The 18,143-nt window shown below is 64.8% G+C and carries 7 protein-coding genes; 2 read left to right on the plus strand and 5 right to left on the minus strand.

Annotated features, from left to right (window positions below):
- Positions 1-6 precede the first annotated feature (6 nt).
- From VFV96_15030 to VFV96_15050, 5 genes are all read right to left on the minus strand, one after another.
- A complete protein-coding gene (locus VFV96_15030) occupies positions 7-5,415 on the minus strand; it encodes a LamG-like jellyroll fold domain-containing protein (protein ID HEU5071717.1) in 5,409 nt (1,802 codons plus the stop codon).
- 161 nt (positions 5,416-5,576) lie between these two features.
- Positions 5,577-8,945, minus strand: coding sequence for a glycosyl hydrolase (locus VFV96_15035; GenBank protein ID HEU5071718.1), 3,369 nt, complete (start codon positions 8,943-8,945; stop codon positions 5,577-5,579).
- Between the two features lie 19 nt (positions 8,946-8,964).
- On the minus strand, positions 8,965-9,753 hold the full coding sequence (locus tag VFV96_15040) for a hypothetical protein (protein ID HEU5071719.1): 789 nt from the start codon (positions 9,751-9,753) through the stop codon (positions 8,965-8,967).
- A gap of 78 nt (positions 9,754-9,831) precedes the next feature.
- Positions 9,832-10,608: a prepilin-type N-terminal cleavage/methylation domain-containing protein gene (locus VFV96_15045; GenBank protein ID HEU5071720.1), complete on the minus strand. Its 777-nt coding sequence runs from the start codon at positions 10,606-10,608 to the stop codon at positions 9,832-9,834.
- 281 nt (positions 10,609-10,889) lie between these two features.
- On the minus strand, positions 10,890-14,813 hold the full coding sequence (locus VFV96_15050; protein ID HEU5071721.1) for an autotransporter-associated beta strand repeat-containing protein: 3,924 nt from the start codon (positions 14,811-14,813) through the stop codon (positions 10,890-10,892).
- 436 nt (positions 14,814-15,249) lie between these two features.
- Here VFV96_15050 and VFV96_15055 point away from each other — a divergent pair, with 436 nt between their 5' ends.
- Complete coding sequence (locus VFV96_15055; GenBank protein ID HEU5071722.1) at positions 15,250-17,292, plus strand: sensor histidine kinase; 2,043 nt, start codon at positions 15,250-15,252, stop codon at positions 17,290-17,292.
- A gap of 36 nt (positions 17,293-17,328) precedes the next feature.
- Positions 17,329-17,985, plus strand: a complete 657-nt coding sequence (locus tag VFV96_15060) for a response regulator transcription factor (GenBank protein ID HEU5071723.1) — start codon at positions 17,329-17,331, stop codon at positions 17,983-17,985.
- Positions 17,986-18,143 lie beyond the last annotated feature (158 nt).

Here is an 18,143-nt window from a genome sequence, read left to right on the forward strand (position 1 = left end):
CCCGGCTCACGGCGCATTCGTCCAGATCAAGCGGTAAAACACACTGCCGTCGGCCGGGCTGACCGGGAATTCCATCACGTTGGTGGCGGCGGAATTGGCAACGGAAAACCAATTCGTTCCCAGTCCGGCGGCGAGTGGATTGGTCTGCACCTGCAACTGCCAGCCGGTGTGATCGGCCGGCCAGGAAAGCGTCAGCGCGCTGCCGGCCAGGGCGGCGGTGAGATTGGTGGGGTTGGTCGCCACCGCGGACTCTACGGCGAGCGTGCCGCTGCCCGCGTCCCAACGCCACGCCAGGCCGTCCGCCAACGGTGGCAGATTCGTGGCGTCGAAAGCGCCCGACACGGCGCCGGCGCTGAACAAGGGGAAGACTTCGCCGGCGGTCAACGTGCCGCCGAGGTTGGTGACCGTCAACGTGCCGCCCAATTTCAGCGTGCCCGTCACCCGCAACTGGTCGTTCGTGAACGGCGCGGCGCTGATTTCCATGAGCGTGACGCTGCCGGCGCCCAGGTTCACCGCATTGCTCACCGTCAGCGTGCCGAGCGATGCACCGGGCGAAAGCTGGGCGCCCGCACCGAGATTGACGAGGCCGCTAAGGGTGCCTTTGCCGCCCAACGTGCCACCGACCACTGAAACCGCGCTCGCCGCCAGTGAACCGTTCACCAGCAACGCCCCACCATTCACGGTCGTCGTGCCGCGATACGAGCTGGCGCCGGAAAAAATCTGCGTGCCTGCGCCATTCTTGATCACGCTGAGCGCGCCTAACGTCGCATCGTCCGCCAGGCCGCCACTGAAGGTTGCCGTGCCCGCCCCGACGTTGAGGGTCAACTGGGCGGGAATTGCCGTGCTGTTGGTGATCAAACCGCCGCCGGAGCCGTCGGCAAGCGCAGCAAGCGTTTGGGCATTGCCGCCGAGGTCAAACGCTGCGCCGGTGGACACGGCCAGCGTCGTGCCCGCGGGCAGTTGCCCGCCGAATGTTCCCAGCAACGGCGCCGCGCCGTTCGTCAGCGAGCACACTTCCGCGAGGCTCAGGGCCCGATTGTAAATCGCCACTTCGTCCAGTTGCCCGTTCATCTTCGCCACGCCGTCGCCGGCATCCCCCGTGCCGCCAATCCAGAACAGGTTGCCCGTGCTGACGTGCGTCCACGACGTGGTCGTGGCATCGAGATGGCCGTCCACATAAATGTTCTTCGTGCCGTTGGCGCCCGCGATGGCGATGAAATGCCAGTTGCCATCGTTGACGCTGGCATTGCCGGTCAACCAGCCGCCCGCCCAGCGCACCGCGCCCACGCGTGTGCCGGCGGAAGTGTTGCCCTGGTTCAGGTAAAACGCCGTGTTGCCGCTCGCCCACCCCCCGTCGCCCTGATAAGCGTAGCCCGCCCCGGCCTGGCTCGTTTTAATCCACAGGGCGAGCGTCCAATCGGTTCCGGGCGTGCTCGCATCGAGCGAAGTCACCCGGTCGGCAATGCTGACGTAACTGCCATCGCCCGAAAGATTCAACGCATTGCCGCTCGCCCGTGGCGCGAGGCTGATCCCGCTCGCGCCGTTGACCACCACGCCACTCAAGCGGCTGCCGCCCGTGCCGAGGTTGGCGACTATGCTGCCGTTCGTCGTGCTCGTGGTGTCGTCGAAGGAAAACTTCACCAGTGGATCCCGGCTGAGTTTCAGCACGCCGCCATTCACCGTGGTGTTGCCCGCGTAAAGATTGGCCGCGCTCAGCGTCAGGACACCGGCGCCGGATTTGATCAGACTGCCCGGGCCACTCAACACCCCCGCGAAGCCGCAATTCTGGCCGTTGTTGCCAAGGGTCAGCGTGACGGGCGCGCCCGCATTGTTGGTCAGCCCCAGGTTCCGCGAGCCGCTCAGCCCGCCCAATGTCGCCGCGCTCAGGGTGCCGAAGCTGAGCGTCCCGGTGTCGCCAGCGGCCAAATCCACCGTGCTGCTGAGCAGCGCCAGGCTGTGGCCCAGAATCAGGGAGCCGGAACCGATGCGCGTCGAACCAGTGAAGGTGGTCACACCGCCGAGCGTGAAGGTTCCCGTGCCGACTTTCATCAGTCCCCCCGCCCCGCTCAATGAACCGGTGTAAGTCTGGTTCAGATTGTTTGCGCCCACGGACAACCGGACCGGTGCGCCGAAGCCGTTTACCAACGCGAAACCGCGTGAGCCGGTCAAGCCGCCGAACGTTGCATCCGTCAACCCGCCGAAACTCAACGTGCCGGCGTCGGCGGCGTTCAGGTCGAGCACGCCGCCCTGCAACGCCGCCGGGTTGGCCAGGCGCAACGTGCCGCTGCCGATGCGGTTGGTGCCGGTGTGTGTGTTGGCGCCGGACAACGTCAGCGTTCCCGGACCCACCTTGGTCAGGTTGATGACACCACTGCCGTCCGCGACGGTGCCCAACAGGTTGAAATCGCCGGCGCCCTGGAAGGTCAACGTGCGGGCGCCGGACGTGGTGGACGTCACGGTGCCATCAAGCGACAGCAGGCCGGAATCGGACTGGATCAGGAAATAATTGCCGCCAGCGTTGACCGAGAGACCGCCGGAGACGGTGTTCGTGCCCGCCACATTTTCCACTGCCACGGAGGCCGTGGTGCGCCCGCTCAGCGCAACCGACGCCGGCGTGGTGATGCCGCCCTTCGCGCCATCCAACTGCAACGCGGAGCGGCCGCTGTTGTTGTTGCGAAGCTGGATGCTGGTGAGGTCCGCCAGCGCGTTCGGATGCGCGATCCGCACGAGGCCGTCATTCGCGCTCGTGCTGGCGGAATCGAGGTAGGCCGTGCCCGCCACCGAATTCGCCGCCTGCAACACCAGCGCGCCCGCGCCGCTCTTGGCAAAGCCGTTGTCGCCCGCCAGCGGCACCGCGTTCGTGGCGATGCTCTGATTCACGATGATGGCCGGCACGGTGGCGGAGCCGGTGTCGAGCGTCAGCACGCTGTCGTTGGTCGGGACAAGCATCCACGCCTGCGCCCCGCCGGTGTCGCCAAACTTCAGCATGCCGATGCTCCGTGAACTGTCCAGCGTCACGGTCCGGTTCGCGGAAATATTCAGCGTGCTGAAGTCGGCCGTATTGCCCGCGCCGTTTGCAGGGAAATTACCGCTCCACTTGACCGCGTCGCTCCAGTTGCCATCCGCGTCAGTCACCCAGGTGCCGCTGCCCTGCACAACGGGCAGCGCGATCGCCACCACGGCAAAGGCGCTCGCCCCGGCGGCATCGGTGACCCGCACCGTGAAATAATTGGTTCCCTCGTCGGCAAAGGTGGGCGTGCCGCCCAGCGCGCCGTTGGCCGCCACCGTCAACCAGGCTGCGCCATCAACCTTGCTGTAGGTCAGCAGGTCGCCCGCATCGGCATCGGTGGCGGTGCCGGCGATGGTGCTGGCATACGGTTGATCCTGGGTCGCGGCGCCGGGCGTCAGCAGGTTGGTGGCAAACTGGGGCGCATGATTCGTGATCAGCGCGGCGACCTGCGCGGGCGTGAATGCGTAGTCCGCAAACTGCACCTCGTCGAGCCGGCCGCGCAGCAGCGGGTCGGCGCTGAACTGGCTGCGGCCGAGAAAATTGAACTTCGGGGCAAAACTGGCCGGCGTGAGGGTGAATCCGCCCGCCGACGCCGCGAGCACGCCATTCGTGTAAAGCCGGGCGGTGTTGCCGGCGAGCGTCACGCACACATGTTGCCATTGATTGCTGGCCAGCCCGGCGGTTTCCACGATTTGCTCGCCGCCGCCGTTTTTGATGGCCAGGCGCAACGTGCCGCTGCCGGAACTGGGCGTGAGGAACAGATACTGCGAGGTGTCATTGCCCAGGTCGAAAATGCGCTGCCAGTTTGCGCCGCCGTCCCAGTTCACCCACGCGGCGAAGCTGAAATTGGTGGCGCGGCCCAGGTCGGGCGGCAGTTGCACGTAGTTGTTCGTCCCGTCGAAAACCAGCGCCTGCCCGCTGCGCCCGGCGGTGTAAGCGGGAGCCCCCACGGCCAGGGCGTTGTTGCCGTAACCCGAGCTGTCCAGCGCATTGGTTTCGAAGCGGAACTGCGCCACACTGCGCGCGCCGTGGTCGGGCAGCGCCTGCCGATACGAGAGCGCGGACGGCTGGTCGCGATACGTCACCCCGGCGGCCGTCAGCGAACCATCGTCCCATTCCACACGGCGCACATCTTCCACCCAGTTGTAAATCGCGTAGCGCTCCACGAACGGCGCGTTCTCGAGCATGTTGATCATGGCCGCCACGGCGGCCTGCTGCTGCGCGTAGGTCGGGTCCCCGCAACCAGTCCAGTTTGCACCGTTGTTCCATTCGGTGACCCACAGCGGCCGGTGCGTGTGGTTGTAGGTGTCGAGCAGGAAATTATACATCTGCGTCGCCGCGCCGTTGGGGTCCGCCGGGTTGTAGCACCAGTAATAATGCACGGCCACGAAGTCCACGCGCAGCCCGGCGGCGTCCGCCTGTTGCATGAAGGGATACAGCCAGCTGCTGCGTCCGCCATCCGTCACAGCCGGCGATCCCACGCGCAGCCCGGTGGCCAGCAAATCTGGCCAGGACCAGATGGCGTCGCCCACGGCGATGTCCGCCTGGCTCGCGCTGTCAGGTTCATTGTAGCCGAGCACGGTGTTCACGCCGCGCGACTGCCAGTCCTGCGCCAGCCCCGGCCACCAGCGCGTCTGCCGGATGGCCACGTATTCGAGATCACGCGACGAATTCTGGTCGAGGTTCCAATTGTATTTCCACGCCACGTTCAAAGGACCTTCGATGTTTCCCGCGATGCCCTTCTTGGTCACCCAGCGCCAGGGGGTCACGTAAATGAACCGGACCCGGTCCGCAAGGGACGCGGGAAGCACGCCGAGGTTCAGGTCGCCGTCCTGCGCAATGTAACATTGGCTGAAGCCGCTGCCGTTGGGATTCTCCGCGAGCACCGCCATGTAGCCGCGCTTCAACTTGAACGAGCTGATGTTTTGATCCAGTGCGCCGAGGCCGCTGCCGGTGTAGTAGGTGTATTGGCTGAAGGATGCCGCCGGGCCGGTGAAGTGCGGTCCGGCAAAGGCCTGCAACGGCTGAAACGACGGCGCCTGCGGAATCACCACCGCGCCCGCGCCGTATTGGACGACGCGCACGTTGCCATCCGCCACGGCCGCCGCGCCGTTGACGCGCACCTGACCGAGATACACAGCAACCACGGCGGACGGCTTGATGGCCGTGAGGAACAGCCAGGCGTCGGGCGAATTCAAATTGATGATGCAGCCGGTGAGCGGCGCGGCCGTGTTGGTGACGCGCAACTCGCAGGTGTTGCTCATGGTCACCACCGTGCTCGTCAACGCGGCGTAAGTTTGCACGCCGTTCGTGAGCAGCAGCGACTGGCCAAAGACCAGCCGCGGCAGGCACAGGCCCAGAACGACGGCCAGCCAGGGCCCGGTTCGAGCGAGCGATTTCTTCATCGTGTTCATTGAATTAAAGGCGGCCTTGCGGCCGCGTCAGGGATTGATCAGCACCCGGTAAAACTGGCGGGCTTGCCGGCTGGCCCCTGACCGCCAGGCCCGGGTAACATGGAGCCGGTCATCCGGAACAACGGCAAGTGGAGAATGCGGGTTCAAGGGGGTTACGGCTTCGTTTCGACCAAAGTCACCGGTCCGAGCAGTCCGGACGGCATGAGCGGTGTGTCGGCGGTCAGTTTGCGAACATTGGTCCGGGTGAAACGCTGGTCCGCCGGGAGCGATTGATCCCCGATGATGCGGTTGGGCCAGAAGTTGACGACTTCCACTTCCAGCGTGTTGTCCGCCGGCGTGACCACCTCCGAAATGTCCACCCGGAACGGCGGCGTCCACACGGTGCCGAGCGGTTTTCCGTTGAGCTTGACGGAAGCCAGCTCGCGCACGTCGCCCAAATCCAGGTAGAGCTTTGCGCCCGGAGTGGATTGCGCGGCCGCAGGCAGAGCGAAGCGTTTGGTGTAAGTGGCCGTGCCGGAGTAATACTTGATGCCCGGCTCCGGACGCCGGGTCCAGTCTTCAAGTGCAGCAAATGCCACAGAAGCCGGCCCGCCCCACTTCGGATCGAAGGCCACCGTCCACGGACCGGAAATTTCCCCCACGGTGGAAATCGCCGGCGTGTTGCTGCGGGCGGCGGACGGATGCTGGGTCGCCGGTTCCCGGAAGACCACAAACCACGAGCCGCACGGATCGAACGTCAGCGGCACCGTCGTGCGTCCGTCGTGCTCCACATGGGCAGCAGCGAACTGGTGCGCACCGGACACGGCGTTCCACAATTCCGGCGCCAATCCCTGAACCCGGAACGTGCAATTGGCCGTGAGCGTGGTGTTGGAACGGTTCGCCACGAAATAAATCTCCGTCTGGCCGTCGCGCCGATGGATGTAGTCCAGCGCCGCCGCACTGCCCTCGACCTCGAAGTCCGGCCGCACGCCGTCGGCCAGCAATACTTCGCGGGCGGTTTGTCCGACGATGACGCGGCCCTTGCCGAAGTGATGAACCAGCACGGGCGCAGCGTTCGCATTCGTCCCACCGGACGATGGCTGGCTTGCCGCCTCGCCCCACAATTCGCGGGCCAGTTGGCGCACCTCGACGTCGCAGCGCGGATAGTCCGTCAACGAATTGGCGGTCTGCGGCGGCGCGCCGATGACGGTGGCGCCCGCCGCCACGAGGTCCTTGATCTTGCGCAGCACCGGGAGCGCGATGGCCGGCCGGCCCGGCAGCACCAGCACGCGATAGCTCATTCCGTCCGGCAGAACGATGCGGCCATCGCGCACTTGGGCGCGGGTCAGGAGATTTTCCTCGGTGAACACATCGTAGTCGTAGCCGGCGCCGACCTGCGCCGGGTCCGACTTGCGCAGTTGGGCGAAGTTGGGCACGTGATTGCCGTAGTAATACGCGGCGTCCGCCACGAAGAGGCCCTGCTGCAACAGCCATTGCGTCCGGTTGAGGTAGGCGAAGAACGCGTCCGACTGGTCCCACCACGTGACCAGCGGATTCAGATGTGTGCCGGCAAAATACTGCTGGCCGGGAATGCCCTCGCTGGCCGGCGAACACACAAACGCGTGCCAGACCAGCCGGTTCAGCCCTTCGGTGCAGGCGTGGTCGAACGACGGCTTCAAATTGTCCCAGAGCCGCTCCTGCCAGTGGGGGCCGATGGTGGTGAAGCCTTCCGCGAGCACGAACTTGTGCCCGTAGGTGTGCGCCGCCATGGCGGGCTGTTTCACAAAGAACCGGTTCTCGTCGCCGATGCGATGCATCCACGACCACGCCCAGAATTCGCTCATTGGCGCGTCATCAAAGCCGAGGCATTGCTGCGCGTCGATCGGCACGGCGTGCGGTCCCCCGGATTCCGGATGAATCAGCAGCCCATGCCGGTGCGCGCCTTCGCGGAACAACCGGTAATGATTGTCGATGGCCAGATCACCCATCGTGCGGCGAAAATCGTTCAAATACCGGTTGCTCTCCTCGCGGCTGTTGACGATGCGCCCGGCGATGACAGGCAGGAAGGGAATCGGATCGTAGCCGCGGCGTTTTTTGAATTCCGCCCGCAGGGTGGGCGTCCAGTTGGCGACTTCGACCTCCCAACTGTCCGTGTGCAGATACTTGAGCGTTTTGCCGGCCAACGGACCGGCGTCCGCAATCAATGGCTCCACCACCGCGTCCCAGTAGCGCCGGAACGCGCCCGCGTCGAACGGGTCAATCGCATACCCCTGCCAGCCGTCGCTGCACGTGGAGACGTAGCAGTGGTCGTTCAGCGTGCAGCCGAACCGGAGCACTTCCCACGAACCTTCCGGCACGTCCCAACGCAAGGTGCCATCCGGTTCCAACTTGCCCGAGAGGTTCAGCACGTCGGCCGCGCGCACATCCGCATCGCCCGGCTCGGTGGGATACGATTCCAGCAGCGGGGTCGTGTCGGGCGCGGAGAAATGCAGCGCCTTGATCATGGCCTTTTCCTCGTAATTGCGGAGCGGCCGGTGCGGCGCCGCAGGCCCGGGCGTGACCCAACCCTGCGGTCCGCCCAGCCGGATCTCGGCCATCTGCACATTGCGCGGAGACGCAGCCGAAACGGGATCATACGCACCGGTGAACACGACGCGAAACAGCCGCCCGGTCACGGGCGCGAACGCCAACTGAAGGGCATTGGTGGGCCCGGCAGCAAACGGCTTCACGGTTTGAAACGCCTGCCCATCATCGCTGACCTGAAGTTCGCCGGTGCGCGGGCCGTAACCCGGTCGCGGTTCCAGCACCAGCTGATTGACGGTGACACGCTGGCGAAACTCGAGCTGCAACCATGCCGGCCGACCGGGCGTGGGACCTTCGCCAGCCGACGTGCCGCTGGAAACCCAGAAGGTGGACGCGTTCTGATCGACAAGATTCGCCGCCGGATACGCCGCCTGCGCAGAACTGGCCGTGACGCGTTCCAACGCCACCTTGCCCGACGCCCCAACCTGACGCCGGTAAGCCAGCACAAAAAGATCACGGTAATAACCATCCCGCGCTTTGGGCTGCTCGAGCTTTGCCGCAAACGATTGCGCTCCGCTGACGATGCGTTCCGTCCACACGAGCTTCTTCGGCGCGTCATCCGCCTTGACCATGGGGCCGCCAAGATTCCAGCCGCTTTGGATGTTCAGGCTCATTTCCAGGCCCAGCCGGTCGGCTTCATGCAACGTGTGCCGGTAAAGCTCACGCCAGGCCGGCGAGAAAAACGTGGGGCCGTGCGGCACCCGCGCGTTGCCCCACTGCTCGGCGCCGCCCGCATCACAGATCAGCGCCCCGCCAAATCCCTTCGCCGCCATCTGCTCCAGGTCGCGGGTGATGGCCTCCTGGGTGACGTTGCCGTTCAACCACCACCAGTAGGCGCGCAATTTGGCGTCGCGCGGCGGATTGGCCCAGCCCGCGTCGAGCTCGGGTTCCGCCGCCGAAACCGCGCAGAGCCCCAGCAAGAGCAGCACAAGCCCAAGGCACACTTGCTTCAGGCGCACAAGAAAACGGGCCGGCGGTTCAATGCACATCGTTTTGCGGGTTGAAAATCACGGCCACGTTGGTGAACTGGATGGTATTGGCCGGGGAAGCCGAGTTGAACAACGCGGCGCCAGCCAGCATGCCAATTTGATCGAAGGACATGGGCGCCGTGTTGTAGTTGGTGTTCCGATAGCTGCCCGCGTAGGAATACGGGCTGCCCCCGACGCCGGTGAGGCTCCACGAAATCTGCTGCACGCTGGCCTCCAGCAGCGTGATGGACAGGGAAAAGTTGTAGGTGCCCGCCGCCCAGCCGGCGTTGTAATTGCGCAACAGGACGTCCGGACGCAGCGCGTTGACCGGCGAGCCGGACGCGAACACGCCCGGGTTCGGATTGTTCCGCACGAACAACCCGGTCGCCGCGCCGCCGCCGCCGCCCGCGGGATTGCCGAACAGGTAGCCGAGCCAGTTGGTGTCGGTCGTGTTCGTCCCGCGATAGAACAGCCCGATGCGGAACTGCATGTCCCCATCCGCGTTGATGTCACCGGTCAAAATCACCTGCCCCGTGCAGGTCAGGGAATCCCCGGGATTGACGAGTTGGAGCGACGCGCCGATGGGCGAATAGGCGTAGAGCGTGCCCCGCTGCACCGCGTTGTTCGTAAAGACCGGGCTGCTGGTGTTGGTGCTCACGAGACCGAAATTCGGGTTGAGGCAAAACGGGTCGTTGACCCAGTTGGCCGGTCGATACGTCTGCGCCACCAGCCCTCCGGCAGCCGCGAGCCACACGGCCAGCACCAGCCACCCGGACCGGCAGGAATTCGGTTTGTTCATAGCTAGGCAAAGATTCGTCGCCACCGGTTTGCGCCCATCATCGCCGACTGTTTCCGCACGCCGCATGCGACCGGCGCTTTACTTGATGCGGGTCAGACTCGCGCGCCGGGTTTCCAGCGCGCCAAGGTCGTCCTGATAAAAATACAACTCGCGCGTGCCCGGACTCCAGCTGTGAATGTAAAACATTTCGTTCGCCTTCACCCAGCGCGCCGAGCCATCAATGAAGACCTCGTTGCCGCCGGCGGGCAGCCCGCCCGGCCCCTTGTGCGCCGGCAAATTGGAGAATCCGCTGGGCGGCGGGTTGTTGGCATTGTCGCTCCACTTGCCATCAAACTTGATCACCAGGTCGGCCGCGAGCATCCACGTCGGCTTGGACGTGGCCACCTTGATCGGGCTCGCCGAGACAAACGAGCCCAGGTTGTTCTTCCACGTGGCAATGCCGCCGTAATACTGGTAGCCGAGGGTCCATTGGCCGGAAGCCGTGTTGTAAGCCGCCAGGCCGGGCCGGTTTGGGCAGGACCATGAATTCGCAGTGCCGTTGGCATTCACCACCAGGCCCATGGACTTCACATTGTCCACGTTCACCGTCGTAAGTTGAATGGGCTGGTCGGGCGCGCCACCCACGGAACTGCCGGCCACCATCAGGCGGTCGTCGTTGTCGCCGGCATACATCAAACTGCCAATGCCGATTTGTTTGAGGTTGTTCAGGCATTGCGTTCGCTTCGCCTTTTCCTTGGCCGTGGCCAGGGCGGGCAGGAGCATGGCCGCCAAAATGGCAATGATGGCAATGACGACAAGCAGTTCAATCAGCGTGAATCCGGCATGGCGTTTCGGAGCGGAGAGGATTTTCTTCATGTTCATTCGAAACCGACACGCAGCCGGTTGAGCTCTTTTAATTCATCCGGTGCGGCTGGCGGTTCGCCCGATTTCAATCAACCAGCAGGCAATGCATTCAGCCTACCACGCGCGGCGGACCATCAACCATTACCCGGTCGGGTGAATTGCGGCCGCCGATGATGCCGTCCAAGGCCGCGAACGCGCCGGGTCATTGCTCTGAAAAAACCGCCGGACCGTTGCCAGTCCGGCGGTTTTGAGAGTCAGCTGCGCGGAAATTCTCGCCGCGCAGTTCGTTTGGCTTACGGATACACGAGCCGGTAGAACGTGGCCGGCTGCTGCGGATCCACCGTGATGTTCGTGCTGGTGACGCTGCCGTCCGTGACATAGACCCAGTTGGTGCCGAGGCCGGCCGCCAAGCTGTTGGTCTGCATCTGGAGCTTCCAGCCTTCATCCGGCCACGAAAGACTTAGGGTATTGCCGCTGACGCTGCTGGTCAGGTAACCCGGCCCGCTCGGTCCGGGCGAAGCCACCTGCAGCACACCCGGGCCGGCCAGGTAAGGCGCGCTTGTGGTGCTGCTGTAATAACCGGGCGCCATGCTCGCCCCGTTCAGCACCAGGCCCGCCACCGTGTTCGTGCCGGCAAATTCCAGATCCAGCACGGCGCCGCCCGCCACCGTGACGGTTGATTTCGGCGTGTGCAACGGTGAGGTGTTCGACAGCGTCAGCGTGCCGGCGGCCACCGTGAGGTTCAGCTTGCGCGAACCGTCGTTGAGCGTGCCGGTGAACGTCGAAGGATTGCCGCTCGAATAGGTCAGCGTCGCATCCGCCGTCGTGCTGCTGTTGTTGATGGTGCAGCCCGAGTTCAAGCCCGCGATGGTCTGGTTGAAGCCCGCCAGGTCAAAGCGCGAGTTGTCCGTGATCACGGAAGCCGTCGGCAGGGCGTTGTTGGCGCCCAGCTTCAACGTGCCGTTCACGACGCGGTTGGTGCCCCACGTGTTGCCCGTGGAACTGACGATCCAGGTCGAACCGTCATCCACCTGGATTTGGCCGTCGGCCGCGAGCGTCATGGTTCCGGCAATGATGCCCACCCCGGTGCTGTTGCCGCGGATGTTGATCTTGCCACCGGCGAACGTGCCGTCTGTCGTGATGGGGCCGTTGATGATGAACGTCGAGTTGGCATCCACGCCAAACCCGACCTGGTTCGCCTCCAGTCCGAGACCGTCACCGGAAATCTTCACCGCGCCGGCCCAGATGTTGGTCACGCCCACGCCGGTGCCGATGAACGAGGAACGAATCGTGCCGGTGCCGCTCGAAGGCATGAACAACGTGCGGTCCGCCGGAAGGGTGATGCCGCCGGACAAAGTCAGGCGCGTGCCACTGAGGCCCGGTCCGCCCGTCGTGCTGGTGAGAACGACATTCTTGTTCGTGCCCAAGGCGTCGTTGTTCGCGAGAATCAGCGCGCCGCCGTCAATCGTCGCCAGGCTCATGGAGTTGGACCCCGCCAGGGTCCACGCGCTCGCGCCGGTCTTGGTCAGCGTTCCGGCGCCGTTGCCGAGATTGATCGGGCCGCTGACGAGACCCGCGCTGCCATTGTCGCCGGTGAGGATGAGTTTCTGGCCGCTGCTGGTGATGCCCGCCGCGTTGGTCAGGTTGAGCGTGGCGCCACCGTCAATCTTGATGCGCGCGTCGCCGGTCAGCGTGATGGCGCCGCCGTAGGTGCTCATGCCACCGCCGCCCTTGCGCAGGGCGCCGTCCGTGAGCGGACCGTCGCCGCTGAGGGAGAGCGGCTCATTGGCGACGTCCACATTCAGCGTGATGAACAGCTGGGCGCCGTTGGACACCACCGTGCCGGCCGCCGGGTCACCCAACGCCGAGCCGTTCGCCACTTGCAACGAGCCCGAAGCAACAGTCGTCAGGCCGGCGTAGCTGTTGCTGCTCGAAAGAATCAGGCCGCCCTGCCCGGCCATCGTCACCGTGCCACCGCTGATGCTGCCGGCCAGATTGACCGTGCCGCTGGGGCCGATGTTCGCGATGCGGCCCGAGCCCGTGATGTTGTTGCTCAACGTCACGTTGTCCGCGTGGTTGATGACGAGGCTGGCGTTGTTGGTCACCGCGCCCTTGCCCAGCGTGCCGGCGTTGCCGAACGTGCCGCCGGTGGGGTCGCCGAGTTGCAGGGTGCCGCCGGTGATGACCGTCGGGCCGCTGTAAGTGTTGGTATTGTCCAGCACCAGCGTGCCGGTGCCATTCTTCGTAAGGCTGCCGGTGATGATGCCCCCGCCGGTGAGCGTGTAGTCTTTCGCCGCATTCACGTTGACGGCCGCAGGCGACAGATCACTGCTCAAGGTGATGGCCGGTGTATTCGTGCCGCTGTCGTCAAAGGTGACCGTGTCACCCGACAAGAAGAATTGATTGGTGCCGGCGAGGAGCCAGTTCGGCGTCACGCCCACGTCCCACAGGTTTTGCACGCCATCGCCCTGCCACGTCAGGCTGGCGGGCACGTGCGTCACAATCAACTGAATGGCCTTGGCCGCGGCGTTGTTGGTGACGGCGAAACCGGGCGGCACCTGCAAGTTGGCGATGTCGCCCGTAAAGGAGCCGTATTGGATGAGCGTGTAGGTGCCGAGCGCGGTCGTGCCCACAAGATTGATCGTTGTCGGTCCCGCCAGATTCAACTGACCACCCACCACCAGCAGGTCGTTGACTCCGCCGCCCACCGTCGTGTCGGGGCTCAGTCCGAACGTGACCGCGCCGTTGCCGTTCAGGTTCACGTTGCCATTGACCGTCAGCGTGCCCACCGTCGTGCCGGGACTGATGACCGTGCTGCCCGCCCCGTCGCTCACGTCGCCCAACACCGTGCCGTCGCCACTCAGAGCCTGCCCGTAGTTCAAAATCAGCCCCCCGCCCGCCGCCGCATTCAAGGTCGCATTTGAACTCACGACGATTTTCGGACTGCTGAGATACGCGGAGTTGCTGAGCACCAAGGTGCCCTCACCCACGGTGGTGTTGCCCAGGTAATAACCGCCGCCGTCGATGGTGAAGATGCCCGGCCCCATCTTGGTCAGGGCCCGGCCCTGTCCGTCACCGGAAATCGCACCCACGGACAACGTGTTGTTGGCCACCGTCACGGTGACATCCGCGCCCAAGGTCACGCCGCCGCCGCCAAAGTTGAGGCTGCTGGAGCCCAGGAATGTCAGGCTGCTGTTCCAAATTGAGGGAATGAAATTGCCCACCGTCAACGGCGCGCCGCTGGTGTTGTCGAGCAGCGCCGGCGCGACCGCGCCCGAGCCGAGGGTGAACGCCCCCAAACCGAGCGCGTTCGGGTGATTGATGTTGAGTTGCGAGCCCGCGGTGAAGGTCAGCAGGGTCAGGCCGCCGGAGAAATCATTGTTGCCGGACAGGGTTAAAATGCCGCCGCCGCGCTTGGTCAACGCCGCGCTGCCGGTGATCGGCACGGACACCGTCATCACGATGCCGGTGCTCCCGAAACTGAGATTGGCGTTGCCGGCCAGCGTGATGCCGCCGTTGGCATTGTTCAACATGATGTTGGTGTTGGCCTGCAAGGTGGCGTTCGCAGCCAGGGTGATCTGGTCGGGCGTCGCCGCCGCCGGATTGCCCGGCACGCTGGCGGGATTGGCCAAAGCGATGAGTTCGTTCGGACCGAGCAGGAACTTGCCGGTGAAGGCCGTGTTGGTGCCGCTGTAAGTCACCGTGCTGTAAGGGTGATTGCCCGGATTCAGGTTGTTGAGCGCGCCCGTGCCGCTGAGGTTCGCGCTGATGATGAACGGGCTTTGATCCGGCTGGATGGTGGAATCCGCGGTGACGTTGATGTTGCCGGCAATCGTCATGGTGTTGACGGAGCCGGCGCCGCTGCGAATCAACCCGCCCGCCAGAATCAGATTGGGGATGGTGTAAATGTTGGTCCCGGCCGAGCCCTTGTAAATGAGCGTGCCATTGGCCGAGTTCAACGGCGTGTCCAGCGTCAACGAGTCGCCTTGGAAGGTGTAATTGTTGGCGTCGCCCGGCGTGCGCATCAAGTGGCCGGCAGCCAGATAGTTTGTTCCAGCATGCGGCGCCAGGGCGTCGCTCCAATTGCCCTTGGCATTGAAGGAGCTGACCCCGAAGGCGTCGTCACCGGTCATCGTGACCTGTGCGTTCAGGGACAGCGCCCCGAGACCGGAGAGCACGCCCGTAAGCGCGAGGATTTTCAGGTAGTTGGTGTTCATATTTTCTGTGGGAGCATTCTGTGAATCGACACGGTCAGGATATTTCCGGGCAAAATTTAAACATCAGCCTGCATCAGCTCATCCCGTCCGCGGCATCAAGACGCGGCAGAAATGCACCAGCCGGCGTTCGCCAACCACAACCCGGGGCCACCGGCGGCTGCATGAATCTCGATGACTGGTCAAGTGAACGTTGATGAGCGACTGTAACAACCGGCTGCGCGCCGTCACAATTACCCGAACGGGTGAATCTGTGCCGCAGGCGGAGCGCCTTCGCCGTGCACCTGCCCGCCGGCGCGCATCACGAAGCCGCCGAAGTCCAGTTGCAGAGCGTTCCACGTCATTCCATACTTTCCCCACCGGTCATCTCATGTTTGTGCGTTTTAGTCCGTCCCCAGCGTTCCGGCCGCCAAGGCGCCTGTTTTGGTTGTGCCTGGGCGTGGCTGCCCTGCTCAGCCGCGCCGCGGCGCAGACCGCGCCCATCACGAACACGGCGGCGGTGCTGGCACTGAGTGTGACGGAAGCCGCCCAGGCACGGCCCGTGCGCCTGACAGCCGTGGTCATCAGCGAATCGGATCCGCGCCAACATGCGCTCGTCGTGGCCGATGACTCGGGCGGCCTTTATGTGCGCGCGGATTCCAACGTGCTGGCCCCTTATCACCGGGGCGATTTGCTGGAGCTGAACGGACAGACCGATCCCGGCGAGTTCGCGCCGATTGCCAAAATCACCCAGGCGAAAAAAATCGGCACGGCTCCCCTGCCCAGGCCGCGGCCGGTCACCTATCACCAGTTGATCACCGGCGCGCTCGACGCCCAATGGGTCGAATTGACGGGCGTCGTGCAGCAATTTCTGCCGGCTTCGCCGGGCTCCGACATCCGCCGCATGGTGCTGGCCACGGATGGCGGCCCGGTGCAGGTGCGCATGACCGATCCGCACGATCCGGCGTTGCAGGAAGATGCCGAGGTGCGCATCCACGCGCTGTGCTTCTACCAGTTCAACCAGAAGCGCCAGTTGCTCAACCCGGTGCTGCAGGTGCCCGCGGGCATTCCCATCCTCGTCGAGAAACCCGCGCCGGCGGATCCCTTCAATTCGCCCGTTCGCGCGGCGGACAGTTTGCTGCTGTATTCGCCCGGCGCCTCCACCGGCCATCGCGTGCACGTGCGCGGCGTCGTGACCTTTGGCCAGCCGGGGTCGTTCGTGTGGATCCGCGACAACACCGCGGGGCTGCGGCTCCAGACGCGTTCGCCCGAGACGGTGCGGGCCGGCGACCTCATCGACGTGCTGGGCTTTCCCAAATTTGGCTCGGCCACCACCACGTTGCAGGACGCCGTGTATCGCAAACTCGGCCAGACCAACCCGCCGGCGCCGATTGAATTGACCAATGCGACCAGCGCCTTCGATTACGAGGACAACCTGATTTCGCTCGAAGCCGAGCTGACCGAAGTGGAACCCGTCCTCGAAGGCATGGCGCTCTCACTCACCAGGGGGGGCACGACGTTCAAGGCCCTGCTCCAACTGCCGGCCAGCGCCCGCACACGCCCCGACTGGCAGGCCGGCAGCCGCGTCCGCGTCGCGGGCATCTGCTCGGTGAATTACGACGATTCGAAGCCGCTCATGGGCATCTGGCATCCGCAGTCGTTTCAGTTGCTGCTGCGTTCACCCGCCGACCTCGTGGTGCTCAAAGCCCCGCCGTGGTGGACGCTGCAACACGTCACACTCATCCTGTCGGTCATCTCGGGCGCCCTGCTGCTCACCATCGGCGCGGTTTCCTGGCAGGCCCGCCGCCGCCTGCGCGAGCAGGAACAACATCGCGCCATGGCGGAGGCGGAGTTTGCCGCCATCCTTGCCGAGCGAAACCGTGTGGCCCGGGAAATTCATGACACCCTGGCCCAGGGCCTCGCCGCCACCTCGGTGCAGCTCCGCCTCGCGCGCAAAAAGGTCAACGGCGCGGGCGAGGAGTTGAGCCAGCATCTCGACGCCGCGCAGCAGCTCGTGCGCGGCAGCCTCGAGGAGGCGCGCAACACCATCTGGAACATGCGTTCCCAGGTGCTGGAAACCGGCGACCTCGCCGGCGCGCTGCAAAACATCCTGAAGCAGATGACCGATGGCACGGAGGTGAAAACGCACTTTGCCGTCACCGGCCGGCCGCGACGGCTCGCGCCGGTCATCGAGAACAATCTCCTGCGCGCCGGCCAGGAGGCGATCACGAACGCGGCGCAGCATTCCGGAGCCAGTCACATCACGGTCACCGTGGACTTCGGCGAAAAGTGGTTTCAACTGACCGTGCAGGACGACGGACGCGGCTTCGACGCCGGGAACCCACCGCGCAGCGAAGGCGGCTTCGGCCTCATCGGCCTGCGCGAACGCACCACCCAGCTCAAGGGCGAATTGACCCTGCGCACGGAACCCGGCAAGGGAACGGAGGTTGTTCTGCGCGTTCCCGTGGCCGGCGAACACGGTCCCGCCGTCCCGCGGCCATGAACTACTCAAACGGGTGAGTGACACGCCGCCAGCATCATGACTAAGCTGACCAAACGAATGGCCAAGAGTTCCGACTTCATCGGCATCATGCTTGTGGATGATCATCCCGCCTTCCGCAAAGGCATCGCCGCGCTCATCGACAGTGAACCCGGGTTGAAGGTGGTCGCCGAAACGGGCGACGGCCGGGAGGCGGTGGAGTTGTTCCGCCGCACGCAGCCGGATGTCGTATTGATGGATCTGCGCCTGCCGGGCATGGGCGGCGTGGAGGCCACGATGGCCATTCGCAAGGAATTTCCCGACGCCCGCATCATTGTGCTCACCACGTTCGACACGGATGAGGATATTTATCGCGCCATCCAGTCCGGCGCGAAATCCTACGTGCTGAAGGACACGCCCGACGACGAACTGGCGGTCACCATCCGCGCCGTGCATGTCGGCGAAGAAAAGCTGCCGTCCCGCGTGGCCCGGCGCCTCGCCGAACGCCAGCAGCGCGCCGACCTCTCGCACCGGGAAATGGACGTGCTGCAACTGCTCATCAAGGGCCGCAGCAACAAGGAAATCAGCTCCGCCCTGTTCATTTCCGAGGACACCGTCAAGGCCCACCTCAAGACACTCTTCGCCAAGCTCCAGGTGCGCGACCGCACGGAGGCCGCCATCTCCGCCATCCGCCACGGCATCGTGCACCTGGAATAGGCGGGCGCTCCGTTGTCGTGGGCCTCACCCGGTTTGATGGACACCTTGGGGGCGGTGCGCTAACAGAAAGCGCACATGAACAAGCTCAAGACTGCTGAACCCAAGCACACGACTGCGGCGACGCCGGTGCCACAAGCCAAACGCTACGATGACGCCTT

The organism is Verrucomicrobiia bacterium (assembly GCA_035765895.1).
GTDB lineage: Bacteria > Verrucomicrobiota > Verrucomicrobiia > Limisphaerales > DSYF01 > DSYF01.

Coding starts and splice junctions, on each gene's coding strand:
- VFV96_15030 (HEU5071717.1), bottom strand. CDS start 5,415: ATGAAGAAATCGCTCGCTCGAACCGGGCCCTGGCTGGCCGTCGTTCTG.
- VFV96_15040 (HEU5071719.1), bottom strand. CDS start 9,753: ATGAACAAACCGAATTCCTGCCGGTCCGGGTGGCTGGTGCTGGCCGTG.
- VFV96_15045 (HEU5071720.1), bottom strand. CDS start 10,608: ATGAAGAAAATCCTCTCCGCTCCGAAACGCCATGCCGGATTCACGCTG.
- VFV96_15050 (HEU5071721.1), bottom strand. CDS start 14,813: ATGAACACCAACTACCTGAAAATCCTCGCGCTTACGGGCGTGCTCTCC.
- VFV96_15060 (HEU5071723.1), top strand. CDS start 17,329: ATGACTAAGCTGACCAAACGAATGGCCAAGAGTTCCGACTTCATCGGC.